This is a genomic window from Phycicoccus flavus, from assembly GCF_004025965.2.
GTDB lineage: Bacteria > Actinomycetota > Actinomycetes > Actinomycetales > Dermatophilaceae > Phycicoccus > Phycicoccus flavus.
This window is the reverse complement of the sequence record NZ_SAYU02000006.1, coordinates 1-22209: the sequence shown is the minus strand read 5'-3', so window position 1 is coordinate 22209 and position 22209 is coordinate 1. Positions and strand designations below refer to the sequence as shown.

22 protein-coding genes are annotated in these 22209 nt (G+C 76.6%); 15 read left to right on the top strand and 7 right to left on the bottom strand.

Going from position 1 to position 22209, the window contains the following annotated elements; all coding sequences use genetic code 11:
* The first annotated feature begins 17 nt into the window (after window positions 1–17).
* Together EPD83_RS03180 and EPD83_RS03175 are read left to right on the top strand one after the other, a co-directional pair.
* Window positions 18–1370 (top strand): class II 3-deoxy-7-phosphoheptulonate synthase, encoded by a 1353-nt coding sequence (locus EPD83_RS03180; protein WP_235950315.1) that lies wholly within the window; start codon window positions 18–20, stop codon window positions 1368–1370.
* An 8-nt stretch (window positions 1371–1378) separates the two neighbouring features.
* The gene (locus EPD83_RS03175) at window positions 1379–2425 is read left to right on the top strand and encodes a threonine aldolase family protein (protein ID WP_165566193.1); all 1047 of its coding nucleotides are present in this window, start codon (window positions 1379–1381) and stop codon (window positions 2423–2425) included.
* Window positions 2426–2547: 122 nt separating this feature from the next.
* On the opposite strand, the gene EPD83_RS03170 is transcribed toward EPD83_RS03175, so the two are convergent.
* The 3 genes from EPD83_RS03170 to EPD83_RS03160 are packed head-to-tail and all read right to left on the bottom strand — an operon-like array spanning window position 2548 to window position 6607.
* A complete protein-coding gene (locus tag EPD83_RS03170; RefSeq protein ID WP_235950314.1) occupies window positions 2548–3477 on the bottom strand; it encodes a DMT family transporter in 930 nt (309 codons plus the stop codon).
* 7 nt (window positions 3478–3484) lie between these two features.
* Window positions 3485–5440: a Stk1 family PASTA domain-containing Ser/Thr kinase gene (gene pknB / locus EPD83_RS03165; RefSeq protein ID WP_235950313.1), complete on the bottom strand. Its 1956-nt coding sequence runs from the start codon at window positions 5438–5440 to the stop codon at window positions 3485–3487.
* A 51-nt stretch (window positions 5441–5491) separates the two neighbouring features.
* The gene (locus EPD83_RS03160) at window positions 5492–6607 is read right to left on the bottom strand and encodes a LysM peptidoglycan-binding domain-containing protein (protein ID WP_128365295.1); all 1116 of its coding nucleotides are present in this window, start codon (window positions 6605–6607) and stop codon (window positions 5492–5494) included.
* Between the two features lie 183 nt (window positions 6608–6790).
* Here EPD83_RS03160 and EPD83_RS03155 point away from each other — a divergent pair, with 183 nt between their 5' ends.
* Both EPD83_RS03155 and EPD83_RS03150 read left to right on the top strand, forming a co-directional pair.
* Window positions 6791–7174, top strand: coding sequence for an Rv2175c family DNA-binding protein (locus tag EPD83_RS03155; protein WP_235950323.1), 384 nt, complete (start codon window positions 6791–6793; stop codon window positions 7172–7174).
* Window positions 7063–8484 (top strand): alpha-amylase family glycosyl hydrolase, encoded by a 1422-nt coding sequence (locus EPD83_RS03150; RefSeq protein ID WP_235950322.1) that lies wholly within the window; start codon window positions 7063–7065, stop codon window positions 8482–8484. The genes EPD83_RS03155 and EPD83_RS03150 overlap by 112 nt, the downstream gene beginning before the upstream one ends.
* A 65-nt stretch (window positions 8485–8549) precedes the next feature.
* Here the strand turns inward: EPD83_RS03150 and EPD83_RS03145 are convergent, their stop codons facing one another.
* Window positions 8550–9635 carry a polyprenyl synthetase family protein gene (locus EPD83_RS03145; RefSeq protein WP_128365294.1) on the bottom strand — a complete coding sequence of 362 codons (1086 nt, stop codon included), beginning with the start codon at window positions 9633–9635 and terminating at the stop codon, window positions 8550–8552.
* Between the two features lie 83 nt (window positions 9636–9718).
* On the opposite strand from EPD83_RS03145, the gene metF reads away from it, so the two are divergent.
* Both metF and EPD83_RS03135 read left to right on the top strand, forming a co-directional pair.
* Window positions 9719–10624 (top strand): methylenetetrahydrofolate reductase [NAD(P)H], encoded by a 906-nt coding sequence (gene metF, locus EPD83_RS03140; protein ID WP_128365293.1) that lies wholly within the window; start codon window positions 9719–9721, stop codon window positions 10622–10624.
* A 77-nt stretch (window positions 10625–10701) separates the two neighbouring features.
* Window positions 10702–10986 (top strand): hypothetical protein, encoded by a 285-nt coding sequence (locus EPD83_RS03135; protein ID WP_128365292.1) that lies wholly within the window; start codon window positions 10702–10704, stop codon window positions 10984–10986.
* Between the two features lie 22 nt (window positions 10987–11008).
* Here the strand turns inward: EPD83_RS03135 and EPD83_RS03130 are convergent, their stop codons facing one another.
* On the bottom strand, window positions 11009–11560 hold the full coding sequence (locus EPD83_RS03130) for a YbaK/EbsC family protein (protein ID WP_128365291.1): 552 nt from the start codon (window positions 11558–11560) through the stop codon (window positions 11009–11011).
* A gap of 195 nt (window positions 11561–11755) precedes the next feature.
* Here EPD83_RS03130 and EPD83_RS20530 point away from each other — a divergent pair, with 195 nt between their 5' ends.
* The 9 genes from EPD83_RS20530 (at window position 11756) to EPD83_RS03085 (ending at window position 21323) form a co-directional block, all read left to right on the top strand.
* Complete coding sequence (locus tag EPD83_RS20530; protein ID WP_128365290.1) at window positions 11756–12148, top strand: YciI family protein; 393 nt, start codon at window positions 11756–11758, stop codon at window positions 12146–12148.
* Window positions 12145–13395, top strand: a complete 1251-nt coding sequence (locus EPD83_RS03120; RefSeq protein WP_128365289.1) for an RNA polymerase sigma factor — start codon at window positions 12145–12147, stop codon at window positions 13393–13395. Before EPD83_RS20530 ends, EPD83_RS03120 begins: the two co-directional genes overlap by 4 nt.
* 225 nt (window positions 13396–13620) lie before the next feature.
* Window positions 13621–14031: a DUF6504 family protein gene (locus EPD83_RS20525; protein WP_235950312.1), complete on the top strand. Its 411-nt coding sequence runs from the start codon at window positions 13621–13623 to the stop codon at window positions 14029–14031.
* Between the two features lie 14 nt (window positions 14032–14045).
* A complete protein-coding gene (locus tag EPD83_RS03110; protein WP_128365288.1) occupies window positions 14046–14459 on the top strand; it encodes an SAV_6107 family HEPN domain-containing protein in 414 nt (137 codons plus the stop codon).
* A gap of 20 nt (window positions 14460–14479) precedes the next feature.
* Window positions 14480–18502, top strand: coding sequence for a DNA polymerase III subunit alpha (locus tag EPD83_RS03105; protein ID WP_128365287.1), 4023 nt, complete (start codon window positions 14480–14482; stop codon window positions 18500–18502).
* Between the two features lie 57 nt (window positions 18503–18559).
* Entirely contained in the window at window positions 18560–19360 is an 801-nt protein-coding gene (locus EPD83_RS03100; protein WP_128365286.1) for a class I SAM-dependent methyltransferase, read from the top strand.
* Between the two features lie 60 nt (window positions 19361–19420).
* On the top strand, window positions 19421–20677 hold the full coding sequence (dinB, locus tag EPD83_RS03095) for a DNA polymerase IV (protein WP_128365285.1): 1257 nt from the start codon (window positions 19421–19423) through the stop codon (window positions 20675–20677).
* A gap of 59 nt (window positions 20678–20736) precedes the next feature.
* A complete protein-coding gene (locus EPD83_RS03090) occupies window positions 20737–21126 on the top strand; it encodes a DUF3040 domain-containing protein (protein ID WP_164896074.1) in 390 nt (129 codons plus the stop codon).
* 11 nt (window positions 21127–21137) lie between these two features.
* Window positions 21138–21323 carry a PGPGW domain-containing protein gene (locus tag EPD83_RS03085; RefSeq protein WP_128365283.1) on the top strand — a complete coding sequence of 62 codons (186 nt, stop codon included), beginning with the start codon at window positions 21138–21140 and terminating at the stop codon, window positions 21321–21323.
* Here the strand turns inward: EPD83_RS03085 and EPD83_RS03080 are convergent.
* Window positions 21316–21810: a DUF456 domain-containing protein gene (locus tag EPD83_RS03080; RefSeq protein ID WP_128365282.1), complete on the bottom strand. Its 495-nt coding sequence runs from the start codon at window positions 21808–21810 to the stop codon at window positions 21316–21318. The two genes, EPD83_RS03085 and EPD83_RS03080, sit on opposite strands and share 8 nt — an antisense overlap.
* On the bottom strand, window positions 21810–22028 hold the full coding sequence (locus EPD83_RS03075; protein ID WP_128365281.1) for a DUF7455 domain-containing protein: 219 nt from the start codon (window positions 22026–22028) through the stop codon (window positions 21810–21812). The genes EPD83_RS03080 and EPD83_RS03075 overlap by 1 nt, the downstream gene beginning before the upstream one ends.
* Window positions 22029–22209 lie beyond the last annotated feature (181 nt).

Here is a 22209-nt window from a genome sequence, read left to right as displayed (position 1 = left end):
CCACCTACGATGGCCGGGTGAGCACGACGACGACCCCCGACGCGCTGCCGGCCCCGGCCGGCGGCGACGACCTTCCGGCCGCCCAGCAGCCGGTCTGGCCCGACCCGGTGGCCCTCGAGGCGGCGGTGTCGACGCTCGGGACCTATCCGCCGCTCGTGTTCGCGGGGGAGTGCGACGTCCTCAAGGAGCGCATGGCCGCGGTCTCGCGCGGCGAGGCGTTCGTCCTCCAGGGCGGCGACTGCGCCGAGACCTTCGCCTCGGCGACGGCCGACAACATCCGTGACCGGGTCAAGACGATCCTCCAGATGGCCGCCGTGCTCACCTACGGCGCGTCCGTCCCCGTCGTCAAGGTCGGGCGGATGGCCGGGCAGTACGCCAAGCCGCGCTCCAGCGACAGCGAGACCCGCGAGGGCGTCACCCTGCCGGCCTTCCGCGGCGACATGGTCAACGACTTCGAGTTCACGCCCGAGGCCCGCACCCCGGACCCGCAGCGGCTCGTGCGGGCCTACCACGCGAGCAGCGCCACCCTGAACCTCGTGCGCGCCTTCACGACCGGCGGCTTCGCCGACCTGCGCCACGTCCAGGAGTGGAACCGCGGCTTCGTCGCCAACGCGGCCTTCGCGCGCTACGAGCGGCTGGCCAAGGACATCGACCGCGCGCTGCGGTTCATGAGCGCCTGCGGCGCCGACTTCGACCGGATGAAGACCACCGAGTTCTTCTCCGCGCACGAGGCCCTGCTGCTGGACTACGAGCGGCCGCTGACCCGCGTCGACTCGCGCACCGGCGACCTCTACGACACCTCCGGGCACTTCGTGTGGGTCGGCGAGCGCACCCGCGACCTCGGCGGCGCGCACCTGGACTTCGTCTCGCGGATCCGCAACCCGGTCGGGGTCAAGGTCTCCGCGAACGCCGACGTCGACGACCTGCTGCGGGTCATCGACCTCCTCGACCCCGAGCGCGAGCCCGGCCGGCTCACGTTCATCACCCGGATGGGCTCGCGCCGGGTGCGCGACGCGCTGCCGACCATCGTCGAGCGGGTCACCGCCTCCGGCGCGCCGGTCACCTGGGTGTGCGACCCGATGCACGGCAACACCTTCGAGTCCTCCTCCGGCTTCAAGACCCGCGACTTCGAGGACGTCGTCGACGAGGTCCGCGGCTTCTTCGAGGTCCACCGGGGGCTCGGCACCCACCCGGGCGGCATCCACGTCGAGCTCACCGGCAACGACGTCACCGAGTGCATCGGCGGGTCGGAGAAGATCCTCGACGCCGACCTCGGCACGCGCTACGAGTCGGTGTGCGACCCGCGCCTGAACCACCAGCAGAGCCTCGAGCTCGCCTTCCTCGTCGCCGAGATGCTCGGGCAGGACTGACCCCGCCGATGCCCGACGTCGCCGTCGACCTCCTGTCCGACACCCTCACCCGGCCGACGCCCGCCATGCGCGCGGCGATGGCGGGCGCCGACGTCGGCGACGACGTCTTCGGCGAGGACCCGACCGTCCGCGCCCTCGAGGAGCGGGTCGCCGGGCTGCTCGGGCACGAGGCGGCGCTGTTCACCCCGACCGGGTCGATGGCCAACCAGCTCGGGCTGCGGCTGCACGTCGCGCCGGGCCAGGAGCTCGTGGCCGACCAGCAGGCGCACGTCGTGCGGGCCGAGCTCGGGGCGGCGGCGGTGTTCTCCGGCATCACGAGCCGCACCTGGCCCAGCGTGCGCGGGCTGCTCGACCCGGCCGGGCCCATGTCGCTCGTCACCACCGGCGTCGGGCCCTACCAGGTCGAGACCGCGCTCGTCGTCGTCGAGAACACGCACAACTTCGGCGGCGGGACGGTCCAGCCGCTCGCCGCGATCCGCGAGGTGCGGGCGGCCACCCGCGAGCGCGGGGTGGCCATGCACCTCGACGGCGCGCGGCTGTGGAACGCCCACGTCGCCTCGGGGGTGCCGCTCGCCGACTACGGCGCCGAGTTCGACACCGTCTCGGTGTGCCTGTCCAAGGGCCTGGGGGCTCCGGTGGGGTCGGTGCTCGTCGGGTCCGCCGAGGCGATGGCCTCGGCCCGCGTCTGGCGCAAGCGCTACGGCGGCGGGATGCGGCAGGTCGGCATCCTCGCGGCCGCCGGGCTGCACGCGCTGGACCACCACGTCGAGCGCCTGGCCGACGACCACGCCCGGGCCCGGCGCTTCGCGCAGGCCTGCGCCGACGCCGCGCCGGGGGTCATCGACCCCGAGGGCGTGGAGACGAACATCGTCGTCCTCGACGTCGGGGCGGCGGGGCTGGGCTCGGCCGCGTTCGTCGAGGGCATGGCCTCCCACGGGGTCCGCACCTACGCCGTCGGCCCGGCCGCGGTGCGCCTGGTCTGGCACCTCGACGTCGACGACGCCGGTACCGACACCGCCGTCGCCGCCGCGCGAGAGGTCCTCGCCTCCGCCTGAGCCGGTCGCGCCCGACGGGCCGACGACACGTCGCGCCTTTTACCCGCCCGACCCGCCGGAACCCGGCCCCGGCCTCCGTCTGCGTGTCGTCCGCCCGTCCCCCGGTCGCGCCCGTCCCGCCGTCAGACGTCGTGGTGCAGGGCCTCGACCGGGGGGTCGTCGGCGGCGGTGGCCCCGCGACGCCGGCGCCGGGCCAGGACGCCGCGCAGCTCGACGAGGTACATCGACGCGACGACGAGCCCGCCCCCGACGAGGAGCCGGGTCGTGGCGTCCTCGCCGCCGAGGAGGACGGCGAAGAGGGCGGCGAACACCGGCTCCATGGCCATGACGATCGCGGCGCGGGTGGCGGTGAGGTGCGCCTGGGCCCAGGTCTGCGCCCACAGCGCGGCCGCGCCGGCGACGACCGCCATGTAGAGCAGCGAGGCCCACTGGCCGGTCCCGTCCGGCAGCGTCAGCCCGCCGGGCACCGCCGCGACCGCGGTGATGCCGGCGATGACGCCCGCCTGCACCGTCGCCAGCCCGACCGCCGCCGACGGCGTCGACCAGCGACCGAGGACGACGATGTGCCCCGCGTAGAGCACGGCCGACGCCAGGGTCACGCCCTCGCCGTAGCCGACCGAGAACCCCCGCAGCGACAGGACGGCCAGCCCCGCCGTGGTGAGCAGCGCGGCGCCCCACGTGACCGCGTCGATCCGGTCGCGCAGCAGCAGCGCGGCGAGCACGGGGGTGAGGACGACGTAGGTGCCGGTGACGAACCCGGAGACCGAGGCGGCCGTGTGCTGGAGGCCGACCGTCTGCAGCAGCTGGGCCAGGCCGTAGAGCACGCCGAGCCCCGCCCCGAGCCGCAGGTCGGCCCGGGACAGGGCGAGGGTCTGTCGCCGGAACAGGACGAGCATGACGAGCGCCGCGATGGCGAAGCGCACCGCGATGAAGTCGGCCGCCGGCACGGTGGCGACGAGGTCGCGGATGAGGAAGAAGGTCGAGCCCCACACCGCGGTGACGGCGAGGAGCATCAGCGTCGCCACGCGGGCGAGCCGGACGGGGTCGGTCACCGGCGGCTCAGACGATGGTCACGGTGACGGTGCTGCCCTCCGGCGCCAGGCCGTTCTCGGGGTCCTGGAAGCGCACCGTCCCGAAGATGCCGCCGAGCGCCTTCTTCACCTGCACCTCGAAGCCGGCCTCCTCGAGGATGCGCCGGGCCTCGGGCAGCTGCTTCCCGACGACCGCGGGCACCTCGACCATGACCGGCCCCTTCGAGACGACGAGGCTCACGGTGTCGCCGCGGTAGAGCGTGCCGTCGCGGGGGGACTGGGAGACGACGTCGCCGGCCGCCACGGTGGCGCTGTTCTCCTCGGACCGCTGCACCTCCAGGCCGGCGTCCTGCAGCGTCGCCGTCGCGGCGTCGGCCCCCTGACCGGTGACGTCGGGCACGGGGACCGGCCGGCGGCCCTTGCTGAGGACGAGCGCGACCTTCGTGTCCGGCTTGACGCTGGCGCCGGCCTCGGGGCGCAGCGAGAGGACCTGGCCGTCGGGGACGGTCTCGCTGTAGCGCTCGGTGACCCGGCCGAGGGCGAGATTGCGCTCGCCCAGCTGCCGGCCGGCCTCCTTGCGGGTCATCCCGGCGACGTCGGGCACCTCGTAGCGCTCCGGACCTCGGGACACGGTGAGGACGACCTGCTCGCCCCGGCCGACCGTCGACCCGACGCCGGGCTCGACGGTCATCACCGTGCCCTTGGCGACGTCCTCGGAGAACGCCCGGGTGACCGTGGGGTCGAGGTCCGCCTGCTGGACGGCGGCGACCGCCTGGTCGAGGGGACGCTGCAGGACCGACGGCACGGTGGCGACGGCGCCGGGGCCGAGGAGGAAGAACCACGCGGTGAGGGCGGCCAGGGCGACCGACGCGACCGCGGCCGGCCACCAGGTCCGGCGCCGGTGGCCGCGTCCCGCGACGACGACGCCCTCCAGCGGCGGCGGCGGGACCGACAGCGCGTCGGTGCCGGTGCCGGACCGGGGGCCACGGGGGCCCTGCGGACGGCGGGGCCCCCGTGGTCCGCGCGGGTCGCGGCCCGCCCGGGCGACGGCACCCACCGGCAGCGCGGCGGTGGAGGTCGGCACCGACGCGGCGGCCAGGGCCTCGGAGCCCGCCGGGCGGGCGTCGAGGGCGGTCGGGGTGAGGCCGGTGCGGGTGCGGCGCACGAGCGCCAGCAGCTCGCCGGCGTCCCGGGGACGGTCGTCGGGGTCGCGCGAGGTGGCGACGGCGACGAGGTCGTCGAGCACCGGCGGCAGGCCGTCGACCCGCTCGGAGGGGACGGGGACGCCGCCGTGCACGTGCTGGTAGGCGACGTGGATCGGGGTCTCGCCGGTGAACGCCTTGGCTCCGGTGAGCATCTCGAACAGGACGAGGCCGGCGGCGTAGACGTCGGAGCGGGCGTCGGCGATGCCGCGCTCGACCTGCTCGGGCGAGAGGTAGGCGACGGTGCCGAGCAGCACCCCGCTGGAGCTCGTCATCGTCTGGCTCGAGACCGCGCGGGCCAGCCCGAAGTCGGCGACCTTGACCGTGCCGGCGCCGGTGAGGATGACGTTCTCGGGCTTGACGTCGCGGTGGACGAGCCCCTTGGCGTGCGCCTCGCCGAGTGCCTGGAGCACCGGGTCGAGGACGTCGAGCGCGGCGCGGGGCGAGAGGGGGCCCTCGTCGGTGAGGACCTCGCGCAGGGTCGGCCCGGCGACGTACTCCATGACGAGGAAGACGTGGTCGCCGTCGCGGCCCTGGTCGAACACGCCGACGACGTTGGGGTGCGACAACGACGCCGCCGAGCGGGCCTCGCGGCGGAAGCGGCTCACGAAGGTGTCGTCGTGGACGAGGTGGGGGCGCATGACCTTGAGCGCCACCTCGCGCTCGAGCCGGGTGTCGACGCCGAGGTAGACCGTGGCCATGCCGCCGTCGGCCAGCCGGGACTCGACGCGGTAGCGCCCGTCGAGGAGGTGCCCGATGAGGGCGTCGCCGGTCGGTGACACCGCACGAGTGTACGTAGTCACGGCCTCACCCCCTCGTGCCCACCGGGTCGCTCACATCGTCGCGCGCAGCGCCATGACGGAGCGGACGTAGTGCCGCGTGTCCGCGTACATCCCGCGGGACTGCACCGAGGCCAGGCCCTGGTAGTAGGCGGCGACGGTGGTCCTCGTGCTCGACGTCGACCGGCCGAGCGCGCGGAGCATGACGACACCGGCGGTGACGTTGTCCTCGGCGTCCAGCAGGTCCAGCCGCCGCCCGACGAGCGAGGACGCCCAGTCGCCGGCGGAGGGGATGACCTGCATGACGCCGACGGCGTTGGCGGGGCTCACGGCCCGCTGGTTCCAGCCCGACTCCTGGTAGGAGATGGCGAGCGCGAGCCGCGGGTCGACCCCGTGCCGGCGGGCGGTGCGGGCGACGAGCTCGCGCACCTGCGAGCGGCTCGGCACCGAGCGGGTGGCGAGCGTCGCGTGGTTGCGGCGGGCGGCGGCGACGACGGCGTCGGGGTAGGTGACCCCCGCGAAGCTGTCGGGGACCGGGTGGGCGCTGGAGGCGCCGGGGATGCGCAGGCGCTGCCCGACCTGGAGCAGCGAGCGGGTCGACACGTGGCTGGCCGCGGCGATGCGCCCGGCGGTCGTGCCGTAGCGCTGGGCGATGTCGCTCAGGGTGTCGCCGGGGCGGACGGTGTAGGTCCGGCCGGCGCCGCCCGTCGAGCGCTTCGTGGCGCGGGCGGCGCTGGTGCGCGGGGCCGAGCGCGAGCCCCGCACGACGAGCCGGTCGCCCGGGTGGATGAGGGTGCGGGCGGTGAGGCCGTTGGCCTTGAGGACGCCCGACACCGAGGCGCCGTAGCGGGCGGCGATGCCGCTGACGGTCTCGCCGGGGCGGACGACGTGCGTCGTGCCGCTGCGGGCCGGCGTCGAGCCGGAGCGGGCCGCCGAGGTGCGGGGGACCTGCAGCCGGTCGCCCGGGTGGATGAGCCCGGGGTCGCGCACGTGGTTGCGGGCCACGAGGGCGCCGATGGTCGTGCGGTGCCGGGCGGCGATGCCGTCGAGGGTGTCCCCGGGACGGACCCGGTAGGTGGTCCAGCCGTGCGGCGCGACCCGGGCGGGGGTGACGAGCGTCGTCACGGCCTCGGCCGGCGGCATGGCGGGAGGGGGAGCGGCGGCGACCATCGACCCTGTCCTTCGTGGCGTGGGGTGCAGCCCCGGCTCGTGGGGCTGGTGTGTGCAGTGGGGCAACACGGTACCCGAGTGACGCGTGGGACGCAGGAGCCTCGCGGGACCGGTTCCGGACCGGGGTCGCCGCGGGCACCGGGGCCGGGACGGGCTGCCGGTCCGCTGTGGCACGCTGGCGTCGTGAGCGACCCCGTGCCCGAGCCCGCCCCGGACGTCGAGACCCTCGTCCCCTCCTGGCTCACCGTCCCCGACCTCGCCGAGCGGCTGTCGATGCGGCTCTCGGACGTCCGCCGCCTCATCGAGGAGCGCGAGCTGCTGGCCCTGCGGGTCGGCGAGCGCCGCGTCGTCGCCGTGCCCGCGGGCTTCCTCGACGACGAGGGCGTCATCCCCGCGCTGCGCGGCACCTTCACCGTCCTCGCCGACGGCGGCATGGACGACACCGAGATCGTCCGCTGGCTGCACACCCCCGACGGGACGCTGCCGGTGCCGGGCACGCCGCTGGACGCCATCCGGGCCGGGTTCAAGACCGAGGTCCGCCGGCGCGCCATGGAGGAGGCGTTCTGAGCCCCGAGCCCGCCTGGGTCGAGCACGCGCTGTGGTGGCGCGTCTACCCCCTGGGCGCCGTCGGGGCCTTCCCGCAGCCGCCGTCCGGCCCCGTCGCGCCGGACGAGCACCGGCTGCTGCGCCTGCTCCCGTGGCTGGACCACGTCGTCCGGCTCGGCGCCGGCGGGGTCGCGCTCGGCCCGGTCTTCGCCGCGTCCGGCCACGGCTACGACACCCTCGACCATCGCCGGGTCGACCCCCGGCTCGGCACGGACGAGGACCTCGAACGGCTCTGCGCGGCCGCCCACGAGCGGGGGCTGCGGGTTCAGCTGGACGGCGTCTTCAACCACGTGGGGCGCGACCATCCGTGGGTCGCGGCGGCGCTCGCCGACGGCCCCGGCAGCGAGGCCGCCCGCCGGGTGCGCCACACCGTGGGCGAGGACGGGGCCCTGCACCTGCACTCCTTCGAGGGGCACGACGCCCTCGTCACCCTCGACCACGGCTCGCCGGAGGTGCGGGCCGAGGTCACCGACGTCCTGCGCCACTGGCTGGACCGCGGCGCAGACGCCTGGCGCCTGGACGCGGCCTACGCCGTACCGACCGACTTCTGGGCGGCGGTGCTGCCGGAGGTCCGCCGCACCCACCCGGACGCGTGGTTCGAGGCGGAGGTCATCCACGGCGACTACGCCGCGTTCGTTGAGGCCAGCACCGCCGACACCCTCACCCAGTACGAGCTGTGGAAGGCGGTGTGGTCGAGCCTGGAGGACGCCAACCTCCACGAGCTCGACCACGCCCTCGGGCGCCACGACGCCTTCCTCGACACCTTCGTGCCGGTGACCTTCGTCGGCAACCACGACACGACGCGGATCGCGAGCCGGGTCACCGACGCCCGGCACCACCCGCACGCCGTCGTGCTGCTCGCCCTGCTCGGCGGCACCCCGGCCGTCTACGCCGGCGACGAGCTCGGGCTGCGCGGGGTCAAGGAGGACCGGGCCGGGGGCGACGACGCCGTCCGCCCCGAGCTGCCGGCCGACCCCGCGGACACCCCGGGCGCGGACCCCGCGGTGCTCGCCCTGCACCAGGAGCTGCTCGGCCTGCGCCGGCGCCACCCGTGGCTGCACCGGGCGCGCTCGCGCGCGGTCTCGCTGACGAACACCCGGTACGTGCTGGAGGTCTCCGCCGACGGGGAGTCGCTGCGGGTCGCGCTCAACCTCGACGACGAGCCGCTGGACGCCGGGGCCGGGACGGTGCTGGCCGCCGACCCGGCCACCCGCGAGCGGGGCGGGCCGGTGGCGCCGCACGGCTGGGCCGTCCTTGCCCCGGAGGCGTAGCCGCCCCGGACGCATCGCCGCCCCCGGCGGGCGTGGGCCGGCCCGTGGGGTCGGACCCGGTGCGCTCAGGCCGAGCGCGCCGTCGCCGTCGTCACGAGGTGCTCGAGCACCCCGCGCGCCTGCGCGTCGAGGTCCTCGGCGTCGGCCAGCGCCTGCCGGGCGGAGGCGGCGAGGCGGGTGATCTCCTCCTCGAGGACCGCGACCGCCCCGGAGCCGGTGATGACCGAGCGCAGCTCGTCGACCTGCTCGTCGCACAGGTCGGACCGGCCGAGCAGCGCGTCGACCCGCTCGCGACCGGCGGCGTCGGTGCCGGCCAGGGCGTGCGCGAGCAGGACGGTGCGCTTGCCCTCGCGCAGGTCGTCGCCGGCGGGCTTGCCGGTCTCGCCGGGGTCGCCGAAGACGCCGAGCAGGTCGTCGCGCAGCTGGAAGGCGCGGCCGACGTCGAGGCCGTAGCGGGAGAGCGCGGCCAGCCCGGCGTCGCCGAGCCCGCCGACCGAGGCGCCGATGAGCAGCGGGTGCTCGACGGTGTACTTCGCGCTCTTGTAGCGGATGACCCGGCCCGCCCGCTCGACCCGCTCGGCGTCGCCGAGGCCCGCCCACGGGCGCATGGACTCGACGACGTCGAGGAACTGCCCGGCCATGAGCTGGGTGCGCATCCGGTCGAAGACGGCGCGGCCGCGGGCCAGGTCCGGCCCGGGCAGCCCGCACGTCGAGTACATCTCGTCGGTCCAGGTGAGGCACAGGTTGCCGGCGAGGACGGCCCCGGCCAGGCCGAACCGCTCGTCGTCGCCGGACCAGCCGCGGTCGGCGTGCCGCGAGGCGAGGGCGCGGTGCGCGGCGGGACGGCCGCGGCGGGTGTCGGAGTCGTCCATGACGTCGTCGTGGATGAGGGCCGCCGCCTGGAAGACCTCCATCGCGGCGGCCAGCCGGACCAGCGCCTCGGAGTCGGCCGCGCCGCCGGCCCGCGCGCCCCAGTAGAGGAAGGCGGCCCGCAGCCGCTTCCCGCCGCGCAGCAGGTCGGCGACGGCGCCGAGGAGGTCCTCGACGTCCGGCCCGAGCTCGGCGAGCACCCCGGCCTGGCGCTCCAGCTCGGCGTCGAGGGCGGCCTGGACCCGCCGCCGCAGGTCGGCGGTGTCGAGCACGCTGGTCACGAGGGGCTCCTGGGCGGTCCGCGGTCGGGTCGGATGACGGCTCCCCGAGCCTACGGCGTCGGGGCTGACGTACCCTCGGCGCCATGGCCCAGCACGGCGGTGGAGGACGTCCCGCGCACCTCGTCGCGTCCATCCCGGACCGGCTGCGCTCGCCCCGGCCGTCGATCAGCTTCGAGTTCTTCCCGCCGAAGGACGACGCCGCGGAGGCGTCCCTGTGGGACGCGATCCGGCGCCTGGAGCGGGTGAGGCCGGCCTTCGTCTCCGTGACCTACGGGGCGGGTGGGACGAGCCAGGACCGCACCGTCCGGGTCACCGCCCGGATCGCCGACGAGACCTCGCTGACCCCCCTCGCCCACCTCACCTGCGTCGACCAGTCCCGCCGCGAGCTGCGGCGCGTGGTCGGCCACTACGCCGACTCCGGCATCCGCAACGTCCTCGCGCTGCGCGGCGACCCGCCGGGCGACGTCGGCGGCTCGTGGACCCCGCACCCCGACGGCCTCGCGCACGCCGAGGACCTCGTCCGGCTCGTGCGCGGCCTCGGCGACTTCACCGTCGGGGTCGCGGCCTTCCCCGACGTGCACCCCGACAGCCCGGACCTGGACCACGACGTCGACGTCCTCGTCCGCAAGGCCGACGCCGGCGCGACGTTCGCCGTCACCCAGATGGTGTTCGACGCCGACACCTACCTGCGCCTGCGCGACCGGGTCGCCGCCCGGCGCGACCTGCCGGTGACGCCCGGGCTCATGCCGGTGACGAGCTACCGGCAGATCCAGCGGATGTCCGAGCTCATGGGCACCCCGCTGCCGCCGACGGTGGTCGAGCGGCTCGAGGCCGTCAAGGACGACACCCGGGCCGTGCGCCGCGTCGGCGTCGAGATCGCCACCGAGCTCGGCCGGCGGATGCTCGACGAGGGCGCGCCGGGGCTGCACTTCATCACGATGAACCGCTCGACCGCGACGCTCGAGGTGCACGAGGCCCTCGGCCTGTGAGCCTCCGGCGCCGCGGGCCCGCCGGTGACGGGGCCGGGCCGTTCCGTCGGAGCGACCTCCCGCACTAGTGTGGACGTGTGGCGTTCGTCCGGCTGGCGTTCTTCCCCGGCGGCACCGCCGCGCACGAGCAGGTGCTCGCCGACGCGCTGGTGGGCGCCCCCGAGCCCCCCGGCCGCCTCCTCTTCGCGAGCGGCGCGGTCGAGGGCGGGTGGCAGGTCGTGCAGGTCTGGACCTCCCGCGAGGAGCTGGACGCGTTCAACCGCGACTGGTTCCTGCCGGCCTGGCGCGAGGTCGCCGGTGCCTCCTTCCCCGCACCGCCCGAGGTCCGGGACGTGCCGGACGCGCGGGTGGGGCCGGCGTGACGGACCCGGGGGAGGTCCGGGCTCAGGCGACGTCCATCGCCTGTCCGCCGGTGATCCGGATGAGCTCGTCGTAGGTCGTCCCGAACACGGTGTGGCTGTGCCCGGCCGCGGCCCAGACCCGGTCGTAGCGGCCCAGCGTGACGTCGACGACGGTGCGGATGCGCTGCGGGTGCCCGACCGGGGCGACGCCGCCGATGGCCATGCCGGTGTGCTCGCGGACGAAGTCGGGGTCGGCCTGCTCGACGGTGGCGAGGCCGAGGAGCCCCGCGACCTTGCCGGTGTCGACGCGGTGCCCGCCGGAGGCGAGGACGAGCAGCGGCGCGAGGGTGCCGTCCTGGTCCCTGCTCGTGAACACGAGGCTGTTGGCGATCTCGGCCGGCGTGACGCCGAGGGCCTCGGCGGCCGCCTTCGCCGTCCGCACCGCGTCCGGCAGCTGCCGCAGGTCCGGGCGGACGTGGTGCAGCGCGAGCGTCCCGAGGACGGCCGAGACCGCCCGGCGCGTCGTGAGGTCGCGGGGCGGTGCGAGGGCCGGGGCCGGGTCCTCGGGGGCCGGGGCGGCCGGCTCGGGCGTCATGCGGGAAGCGTAGTGAGCGCGGCGCCGCCGGGCCCGGAACGTCCGGTCGGCCCCGCGGCCGCTGCGCCGACCGGTCGCCCCGCGGGGCCGACCGGTCGCTAGGGTCGCCGGGACGGGGACGTCGGGGGATGTCGCACCGGGGGCGGCCGGCTCCGACCTCCGGACGACAGCACCACCGCACGGAAGGACCGGACCATGAAGTACGTCATCCTCATCCACTCCAACCCGCAGCCCTGGGGCCACCCGACGGGCGAGTTCGTCGCCGAGAACCAGGCCCTGCCGGCCGAGCAGCGGCAGCGGCTGGACGCCGACTTCGAGACCCTCCTGGGCCAGATGCAGGAGTCCGGCGAGCTGCTCGGCGGCGAGGCCCTGGGCGACCCCCGCAGCGCCAGCCTCCACCGCTGGGTCGACGGCGAGCGGGTCGCCGTCGACGGGCCGTACTCCGAGGGGCGCGAGCACTTCGCGGGGTTCTTCCTCGTCGACGTCGCCTCCGAGGAGCGGGCGCGGGAGATCGCCGCACGCTTCTCCGGCCCGGGCGAGACCGTCGAGCTGCGGCCCACCATGTGGCCCGGCGGCGACGAGCGGTGACCGCCGGCGTCGAGGACGTGGTGGCGCGGGAGGCGCCCCGCGTCCTCGGCGCGCTCGTCCGGCGCCACGGCTCGCCCGAGGACTGCGAGGACGCGCTGCAGGAGGCGCTGCTGGCCGCGGTCGAGCGGTGGCCGCGGGAGGGCCTGCCCGACGACCCGCGGGCCTGGCTGCTGACCGTCGCCCGGCGCCGGCTCGTCGACGCCGTCCGCTCCGGCAGCGCCCGGCGCCGCCGCGAGGAGCGGGACGCCCGCACCGGCCCCGGCGAGGTGCTGGACCCGTTCGCCCCGGACCGGGCCGGGCGGGACGGCACCCTGGCGACGCTGCTCCTGTGCGCCGACCCGGCCCTCAGCCGCGCCTCCCAGGTGGCGCTCACGCTGCGGGTCGTCTCGGGCCTGAGCACCGCGCAGGTCGCGGCGGCCTTCTTCGTCCCGGAGCGGACGATGGGGCGCCGGCTGGCGCGGGCCAAGGAGACGCTGCGGGCCGCGCGGGCGGCGTCCCCGGACCTCCCGGCCCGGGCCGGGGTCGTCACGCCGGAGCGGCTGGGCGCCGTGCGCCAGGTGCTCTCGGTGGTCTTCACCGAGGGCTACACGTGCAGCAGCGGCGAGGCGCTCACCGACGTCCGGCTGGCGGACGAGGCCGTGCGCCTGGCGCGCGAGCTGCACGCCGCCGTCCCCGACGACACCGAGACCGCGGGGCTGCTCGCGCTCCTGCTGCTCACCCACGCCCGGGTGGCCGCCCGCACCGACGCCCGCGGCGACCTCGTGCCGCTCGCGGAGCAGGACCGGACCCGCTGGGACGCCGCACTCGTCGCGGAGGGGGTCGGGCTCGTCGAGCGGGCGCTCGTGCGGGGGCCGGTGGGTCCCTTCCAGCTCCAGGCCGCGATCGCCGCGGTGCACGCCGAGGCGGCGGCGTGGGAGGCGACCGACTGGCCGCAGATCCTCGTGCTCTACCGGATGCTCGTGGCCCTCGCGCCCGACCCGCCGGCCCGGCTGGGGCTGGCCGTCGCGGCGGCCGAGGCGGGCTCGCCGCAGGACGGGCTGGACGTCGTCACCGGGCTGCTGGAGGACCCCGGGCTCGCCCGCGGGCACCGGGTCCACGCCGTCCACGGGCAGCTGCTCGCGGCGGCGGGGGACCACGCCGCGGCGGTGGCGGCGCTGGAGCGCGCGGCCGCGCTCGCGACGAGCGTGCCCGAGCAGCGCCACCTGCACCGCCTCGTCGCGCGGGAGCGGGCGGCCGCGGGGGAGTGACCCGGGGCCGCGGACGGGGCGCGCCGGGAGGCTCGATCCGGGCGCGCGGCGGGGCCCGGGAGGGCCCGGACGCGGTGTCCGCGGAGTGCGCGGAACGGGTTGACGGGGTGTCGGTGCCGAGGGTTACAGTGGACACCCGATCGAACACGCGTTCGAACATCCGTCACCCGTCCACCGGTCCCGCGAGGGTCGCCGGGCGGTCGGTCCTGCCCACCGGAGGTTGCCATGACCCGCCGACACGACGAGATCGTCACGGTGCGCACGACGTGGGGCCGACCCGACGTCACCGTGGTCGTCGACACCGGCACCCCCGGCGCCGGCGACGAGGGCGGCGGCCCCCGGCCCCCGGCCCCCGCCGCGCCCGGCGACGACGGGGCGGGCGGGGTGCCCGGCGTGGAGCCCGGACCCCGGTCCTTCGTGTGGCGGGGGCGGCGCTACGCCGTGTGCGCCGTCCTGGACACCTGGCAGGAGCGGCGGGCCTGGTGGCGCGAGGTCGGGGACCTCCCCGGCGCGCGCGTCCCCGACACCGAGCGCCGGGTGTGGCGGGTCGAGGCCCGCCCACCGTCCGGCACCGCCGGGGTCTTCGACCTCGGCCGCGACGACGACCACTGGCTCCTCCTGCGGGCCCACGACTGAGGAAGCAGCCACCGATGCCCCACGCCGCGACGACCCTCGACCTCCTCGAGCGCGCCCGCGAGTCCGTCACCTCCGGGTACGCCGCCTCGGCCACCTCGGCCCGCTACCTCGCCGCCTCGCTCGCCGCGCTGCGGGCCGCGGCCGCCGTGCTCGCCGCCCGCCCGGCCCGGCCCGCCGGCCCCGGACCGCACGACGTGTGGGCGCTCACCGCGCGGGCCGCCCCCGAGCTCGGCGAGTGGGCGGAGCTGTTCGCCGGGGCCACCGGCCAGCGGGTCGGCGTCGAGACCGGGCTCGTGCGGGTCGGCGTCCGCGAGGCCGACGACCTCCTCCGCGACGCCGAGACCTTCGTCGACCTCGTCGCCACCCGGCTCGGGGTCCCGGTCGTCCACGGCACCGGGCGCCGGCTCGCGCCGGTCCGCCCGGCCTGACCCGGCGCGAGGAGTCCTCGATGACCGCTCCCGACGGGTTCGCCCACCTCCACGTCGCCTCGGGGTTCTCGATGCGCTACGGCGCCTCGACCCCCGAGGACCTCGTCGCCCGCGCCGTCGACCTCGGCCAGGGCACGCTCGCGCTCACCGACCGCGACGGCCTGTACGGCGCGGTCCGGTTCGCCCGGGCGTGCGGCGCGGTGGGCCTCGACCCCGTCCTCGGCGTCGACCTCGCCGTCGACGACCTCGTCGCGGGGCCGCGGGCCCCCCGGGTGCGCACCCCGGTCCGCGGCGGCGCCGTCGTCGACCCGCGCCGCCCGCGGGTCACCGTCCTCGCCCGCGGCCGCGGCGGGGGAGCGGCCCCCGGGGCGGGCTGGGCCGCCCTCTGCCGGCTCGTCACCGCCACCCACCTGCGCGGCGAGCGCGGGGTGCCCGTGACGACCCCCGACCTCCTCGCCCACTGGGCCGCCCCGGCCGGCACCCCGGCCCGCGTCGCGGCGGCCGCCGTGGACGGCGACGGGCCGGCGCGGCTCGTCGTCCAGCTCGGACCGGACTCCGACGTCGGGCGGGCCGCGCTCGCCGGGCAGCAGTCCCGGGCCCGCGACCTGCTGGAGCGCTGGCGGACGCTGCTGCCGCGCGACGGGCTCGTCGTCGAGGTCGTCCTGCACGGCGGCCCCGACGGCACCCCCGGCTGCCGCAGCCACGCCGCCCGGCTCCTCGGGCTCGCCGACGCCGCCGGCGTGCCCGCCGTCCTCACCGCCGCCGTCCGGCACGCCGAGCCCGGGCAGGTCCGCACCGTCGACGTCCTCGACGCCGCGCGCCGGCTCGTCGTCCTGGACTCCCGCCACCTCGACCGGGTCACCGACGCCGGGCACCTCGCGGGCACCGGCGCCATGCGCGAGCGGGCCCTGGTCGTCACCTCCGGGGACGCCGCGCGGGCCGACCGGCTGCTCGCGATGACCGCCTCCCTCGCCGCCGAGTGCGTCCTGCACGACCGCGACGACCTCGGCATCGGCGCCGTCCACCTCCCCGAGCCCGAGGTCCTGGACATCGAGCCCGGCACCGACCCGATGGACGTCCTGGCCCGCCGCTGCCACGCCGGGGTCGGCCGGCGCTACCCGGGCGCCTCCGACGCCGAGCGGCAGGTCGTCCTGGACCGGCTCGACGCCGAGCTCACCGTCATCCGCTCGCTCGGCTACCCGACGTACTTCCTCACCGTCGCCGAGGTCACCGACCTCGTCCGCGCCCGCGGCTGCCGGGTGGCGGCCCGGGGCTCGGGCGCCGGCAGCCTCGTCAACCACCTCCTCGGGATCAGCGGCGTCGACCCGATCCGCTACGGCCTCCTCATGGAGCGCTTCTGCTCCCCGCTGCGCGCCGAGCTGCCCGACATCGACGTCGACGTCGAGTCCGCCCGGCGCACCGAGATCTACGAGGCCGTCCTCGAGCGCTTCGGCGGCGAGCGGGTCACCTGCGTGTCGATGATGGACACCTACAAGGTCCGCCACGCCGTCCGCGACGTCGGCGCCGCGCTCGGGATGCCGCCGCTGGAGGTCGACGAGATCGCCAAGGCGTTCCCGCACGTCCGGGCCAAGGACGCCCGGCACGCCATCGCCGACCTCCCCGAGCTGCGCAGCCGCGGCCTGGACTCCCCGCGGATGGGCGCCTTCTTCGACCTCGTCGAGGCCCTCGACGGCCTGCCCCGGCACATCGCGCTGCACCCGTGCGGGGTCGTGCTGTCCAACGCCGGGATGCTCGACCGCACCCCGGTCGAGGCGTCCTGGCTCGGCTTCCCGATGAGCCAGTTCGACAAGGACGACGTCGAGACCCTCGGCTTCCTCAAGCTCGACGTCCTCGGGATCCGGATGCAGTCCTCGATGGCGCACGCCGTCGCCGAGGTCGAGCGGGTGAGCGGGCGGCGCATCGACCTCGACGACGAGACCCAGGTGCCGCTCGACGACGAGAGCACCTTCGAGCTCATCCGCACCACCCGCACCCTCGGGATGTTCCAGATCGAGAGCCCCGGCCAGCGCGAGCTCGTCGGCAAGCTCGGCCCGAGGGAGTTCGAGGACCTCGTCGTCGACATCTCGCTGTTCCGGCCGGGCCCGGTGAAGTCGGACATGATCACCCCGTTCCTGGAGTCCCGGCACGGGTGGCGCGAGCGGCGCTTCCTCCACCCGAGCCTCGTCCCGGCCCTCCAGGAGACCGAGGGCGTCGTCGTCTTCCACGAGCAGGTGCTGCTCATCGTCGCCGAGACCACCGGGGTCACCCTGGCCCAGGCCGACGAGGTCCGGCGCTCGATGGGCACCCCGAAGGGCCAGCAGGACGTCGAGGCCTGGTGGCGCCCGGCGGCGCGGGCCCGCGGGTACACGGCGGAGGAGCGGGACCGGATCTGGGAGGTGCTGAGGAGCTTCGCGTCCTTCGGGTTCTGCAAGGCGCACGCCGCGGCCTTCGCCCTGCCGACGTACCACTCGGCCTGGCTCAAGGCCCACCACCCGGCGGCCTTCCTCGCCGGCATCCTCACCCACGACCCGGGCATGTACCCCAAGCGGCTGCTCCTGGACGACGCCCGCTCCTTCGGCATCCCGGTGCTCGGGCTCGACGTCAACGCCTCGCGCGGGACCTACCGGATCGAGCCCGTCCTCGACGCCGGCGACCCCGACCCCGGGGACGACGCCCCCGACGGCGTCGCGGGCTGGCGGCGCACCCCGCAGCCGTACGGCATCCGGCTCTCGCTCGCCGACGTCAAGGGCATCAGCGAGGCCGAGGTCGCGCGGGTCGTCGCCGGCCAGCCGTACTCCGACCTCGGCGACTTCTGGACCCGGGCCCAGGTGAGCCGGCCGGTCACCGAGCGGCTCGTCCTCGCCGGGGCGTTCGACGCCCTCCACGGCACCGCCGGGGGCAGCGCCGTCGGCCGGCGCGGACGGGTGACCCGCCGCGACCTGCTGCTCCACGTCGCCGAGCTCGACCGCTGGGAGCGCGGCACCGGCCGCTCCCGCGGTCCCCGCCGCACCGGCCGCCCGGCTCCGGCGGCGCACCCGGGCGGGGCGCGTCCCGGCGGGCCGCAGCGCCCGCCGCGCCCCGGCACGGTCGACGGGCACCGGCTGACGCTGCCGCGCTCCGCGGTGGCCGAGGTGCAGGGCCCCGGCGACCCCGGCCTCGACGTGCGGGCGCGGGCCGCGGCCCAGTCGCAGGCGGCCCGGGAGGTCGTCCCCGCCGACGCCCGGCCGACCCAGCTGACCCTCGACCTCGGCGACCGGCCGACCCTCGTCGCCGGCACCGGGCTGCCGGAGATGACCGGCCCGGAGCGGGTGCGCGCCGAGCTCGACGTCCTCGGCCTCGACGTGTCCGACCACGTCGTCGCCTTCTACGAGCCGCTGCTCACCGCGTTCGGCGTCACCCGCAGCCGCGACCTCGTCGGCTCCCGCAGCCGCAGCGAGGTGTGGGTCGCCGGGGTCAAGGTCGCGACCCAGACCCCGCCGGTGCGCTCCGGCCGGCGGGTCGTCTTCCTCACCCTCGACGACGGCACCGGCCCGTCGGACTGCACCTTCTTCGAGGACGTCCAGGGCCCGTACGCCGGCGTCGTCTTCCACAGCTGGCTGCTGCTCGTGCGCGGCGTCCTGCGGCGCACCGGCGACCGGGGCGTCTCGATCCGGGCCACCGGCGCCTGGGAGCTCGCGGGGCTGTGGGACGCCTGGCAGCTCGGCGGGCTCGGGGCGGTCCGGGCCGCGGTCGACGCCGGGGAGGCCGACGCCCGCGCCCGGGCCGAGGCGGCCGAGTCCGCCGCCCGGGAGGCCGCCGAGCGCACCGGGCGCCGGGTGCTCGTCCACGCCTCGGGGTTCCGGCAGTCGCCGTACGCCGACATCAAGCCCGCCGGGGCCGACCCGCGCGCCGGCCGGGGCGTCCCGGTCCTGGACCACCCGGGCGGCTTGCCGCGCCCGGTCACGGTCACCCCGCCCGGGGACGTCGTGCCCGCCTCGCCGCCCACCCCCGCGCTGCCCTCGCGCAAGCTGTGGCACGCCAGTCCGGGAAGCTCGGGACACTAGGGTGGGCCCCACGGCAGCACCCGCGCCGTCACCCCGCCCCCGACGAGGAGACCGACCGTGGCCGACGAGCGTGGCCGACCCCCGCGACCCGGGCCGGCGGGCTCGCGGACGAGCGCGGTCCAGCGCGTCCTCGACGCCCACGTCGCCTCCTCCGCCGAGCGCCTCGGGCGTCCGCTGCGCGTCCTCGACCTCGGCGGCGGCACCGGCGGCACCGCCGTCCCGCTGGCCGTCGCCGGCCACGACCTCACCGTCGTCGACCCCAGCCCGGACGCGCTGTTCTCGCTGCGCCGCCGGGCCGCGGAGCACGGCGTCGAGGACCGGGTCCGCGCCCTCCAGGGCGACGCCGACACCGTCCGCGACCTCGTCGGCGAGACCGGGGGAGCGGGGGACGCCGGGGCCTCCGGCGCCGTCTTCGACCTCGTGTGCCTCCACGGCGCCCTCGAGGTCGTCGACGACCCCGACGCCGCCGTCGGGGCCGTCGCCGCGCTGCTCACCCCCGGCGGCACGTTCAGCCTCGTCGTGGCCCAGCGGCTGCACGCCGTCCTCACCAACGCCCTCGCCGGCCGGCTCGACCGGGCCCGGGCGGTCCTCACCCGTCCCGACGGCCGCTGGGGCGAGGACGACCCCGTGCCGCGCCGCTTCGACTCCTCCGCCGTCGTCGACCTCGTCCGGGCCCAGGGCCTCACGCCGGTGCACGTCCAGGGGGTGCGGATGTTCGCCGACCTCGTGCCGTCCGCGCTGCTGGACTCCGAGGCCGACCGCACCGCCCTCGTCGCGCTCGAGGAGGCCGCGGCCGGCTCGGAGCACCCGCTCGGCGCCCTCGGCAGCGCCCTCCACGTCCTCGCCACCCGCGACTGACCCACTCCCGCACCCCGCGAGGGTCCCGGGCGTCCGGGGCCGAAGGGGGAGGGGGAGGCGATGAGCCGCCGCCAGTTCGCGCTCCCGGAGCGGGTCAGCCCGGCGCCGCTCGACGACACCGGCTGCACCGTCCTGCACGTCGACATGGACGCCTTCTACGCCTCGGCGACCCTGCTGTCCCACCCCGAGCTCGTCGGGACCCCGGTCATCGTCGGCGGCGGCACCCGCGGCGTCGTCCTCTCCGCGACGTACGAGGCGCGCCGGTTCGGGGTGACGAGCGCGATGCCGATGTCCCGCGCCCGGCGGCTCTGCCCGCAGGCCACCGTCCTGCGCCCCGACCACGACCTCTACGCCGCGATCTCCGCCGGGGTCATGGAGACGTTCCGGTCGGTGACGCCGCACCTGGAGCCGCTCTCGCTCGACGAGGCGTTCCTCGACGTCTCCGGCGCGGTCCGGCGGCTCGGCAGCCCGGCGACGATCGGGCAGCTGATCCGGGACACCGTCCACGACGAGCAGGGCATCACCTGCTCGGTCGGCGTGGCCCCGAGCAAGTTCGTCGCCAAGCTCGCGTCGAACCTCGCCAAGCCCGACGGCATGGTCGTCGTGCCCCACGACGAGGTCGTCCCGTTCGTCCAGCAGCTGCCCGTCGCGGCCCTCTGGGGGGTCGGGGACCGCACCGAGGAGTCGCTGGTCCGGCTCGGGCTGCGGACCGTCGCCGACATCGCGCACACCCCCCTGGCGACCCTCGAGCGGGCGATGGGGACGGCCACCGGGCGGCACCTGCACGAGCTGTCGTGGGGCCGCGACCCCCGCCCGGTCGAGCGCGAGCAGCGGGAGAAGAGCATCGGCAGCGACGAGACCTTCGAGGCCGACCTCGACGACGCCGTCCTCATCCGGCGCCACCTGCTCGCCCTCAGCGAGCGCACCGCCGGCCGGATGCGGGCCGCCGGTCTCACCGGTCGGACGGTCACCCTCAAGGTGAGGTTCAGCGACTTCACGACGATCACCCGCTCCCGGACCCTGCGCGAGCCGACCGACAGCGGCCGCGCGGTCCACGAGGCCGCGGTCGGCCTGTTCGACGCTCTCGGCCTGCAACGGGCCCGGATCCGGCTCGTCGGGGTGCGGATGTCCGGGCTCCTCGAGGTGCGCCGGACCCCGATCCAGGGCGTCATCGGGGAGCCCGAGCACGGCTGGCGGGACGCCGACCGGGCCGTCGACCGGGCCCGCGCCCGGTTCGGCTCGGGGGTCGTGCGACCGGCGAGTCTCATCGAACCTCGCACATCGGCTTCCGTGCGGCGACCTCGCGATTTATCCTGATGGTTCAGAGCCACCGAGGACGCCTCACCTGGCGTCCCGGGACGACCACGGGAGGTTCCGTGCCCCTTTCGGACCACGAGCAGAAGATGCTCGACCAGATGGAGCAGGCGCTCGCGGCCGAGGACCCGAAGTTCGCCTCGCAGATGCAGGGCAGCGGGCTGGCCTCGCTCCAGCGTCGGCGCTGGGTGATCGGTGCCGTCGGCGTCATCGCCGGTCTGGGGCTCGTGCTCGTCGGGGTCAACACCACTCCGTGGATCGGTGCCGTCGGCTTCGCCGTCATGGTCGCCGCGGCCGTCTTCGCCGCCACCCCGCCCCGCAAGGCCCGCCTCGGCGTCGTCCGCGACGGCGAGGTGCACCCCGCCAAGGGCGGCAGCCGCAAGAGCCGCAAGAGCGGCGGACTCATCGACCGCCTCGACGAGCGCTGGGAGCGCCGCGAGAACAACTGGTGACCCTGCGTCACGTGGCCGCCGGAACCCTGGCGGCCGGGTCGTTGCTGGCCGTCCTCGGCCTGGTCCTCGTCCCCCTGCCCGGCCCGGGACTGCTGCTGCTGGTCCCCGGGGCCGTCCTCCTCGCCGCCGGAGGCGCCGCCCAGCTCGTCGTGCGCTCCCGCCAGCGCGCGGACCGCGAGCTCGTCGACGTCAGCTGAGCAGCACGCCGACGACGTACAGGCCGGCGACGACGAGCGCCGCGGCCATCTCGATGCCCCACCCCTGGAGGATCGCGAGGACGGCGTGCCGGGTCCGCGCCCAGGACTCCTGACGGCCCGAGCCCCGGCCGGTCTCGACGAGCCAGATGCCGCCGACGAAGCCGACGACCGCCCCGATCACCGGGACGAGGAAGAAGCCGACGACGGCCAGCAGGACGGCCACGACGATCGTCGAGGTCGCGACCCCCCGCTCGCGCATCCGGCGGCCGGGGACGAGGTACTGCAGGACCGCGCCGGTCCCGGCGACGAGCAGCCCGAGGACGAGGACGACCCAGCCGACCACGCTCTGCGTGGCGAGGGCCCACACGCCGAGCCCGGCCACCACGAGGAGGAGGCCGGGCAGGACGGGAACGACGATGCCGACGATCCCGAGGGCGATGAGGAGGGGCGGCAGGACGACCCAGGCGTCCTGCCCCAGCCGCTCCATCAGTCGTCGGCGACGCTCGTCACCGGGGGCTCGGTCAGCCGGTCGCTCTCGTCGAGGATCTCGGCCTTGTCGGCGAGGGCCGGGACGTGCTCCCGGCCGTGGTGGGCGCAGAACAGCAGCTCCCCGCCCGCGTGCAGGCGAGCCCGCACGTAGGCCTGGGCGCCGCAGCGGTCGCAGCGGTCTGCGTTGGTCAGGCTTGGTGCCAGTGCGGCGTTCACGTCGGCCTCCTCGGCTCGCTCGGGGTCTGCCCGGGGTTCGTGGTCACCACCCTGTTCGGATGGCGTCCTGTAGAACAGTCAAGCACGCCCGATGCTTCCCGGAGGCCAAGGGTCGGCGAACCGGGCCGGTGGTGTCGAGATCGTGACCTTCCGGCCGAGCCGGCCCGGTGCGCCCGGCCCC

Excerpts from the sequence above, each read along its gene's own strand:
- EPD83_RS03175 (WP_165566193.1), top strand. The coding sequence starts at position 1,379 with ATGCCCGACGTCGCCGTCGACCTCCTGTCCGACACCCTCACCCGGCCG.
- EPD83_RS03160 (WP_128365295.1), bottom strand. The coding sequence starts at position 6,607 with ATGGTCGCCGCCGCTCCCCCTCCCGCCATGCCGCCGGCCGAGGCCGTG.
- metF (WP_128365293.1), top strand. The coding sequence starts at position 9,719 with ATGGCCCAGCACGGCGGTGGAGGACGTCCCGCGCACCTCGTCGCGTCC.
- EPD83_RS03130 (WP_128365291.1), bottom strand. The coding sequence starts at position 11,560 with ATGACGCCCGAGCCGGCCGCCCCGGCCCCCGAGGACCCGGCCCCGGCC.
- EPD83_RS20530 (WP_128365290.1), top strand. The coding sequence starts at position 11,756 with ATGAAGTACGTCATCCTCATCCACTCCAACCCGCAGCCCTGGGGCCAC.
- EPD83_RS20525 (WP_235950312.1), top strand. The coding sequence starts at position 13,621 with ATGACCCGCCGACACGACGAGATCGTCACGGTGCGCACGACGTGGGGC.
- EPD83_RS03110 (WP_128365288.1), top strand. The coding sequence starts at position 14,046 with ATGCCCCACGCCGCGACGACCCTCGACCTCCTCGAGCGCGCCCGCGAG.
- EPD83_RS03105 (WP_128365287.1), top strand. The coding sequence starts at position 14,480 with ATGACCGCTCCCGACGGGTTCGCCCACCTCCACGTCGCCTCGGGGTTC.
- dinB (WP_128365285.1), top strand. The coding sequence starts at position 19,421 with ATGAGCCGCCGCCAGTTCGCGCTCCCGGAGCGGGTCAGCCCGGCGCCG.
- EPD83_RS03080 (WP_128365282.1), bottom strand. The coding sequence starts at position 21,810 with ATGGAGCGGCTGGGGCAGGACGCCTGGGTCGTCCTGCCGCCCCTCCTC.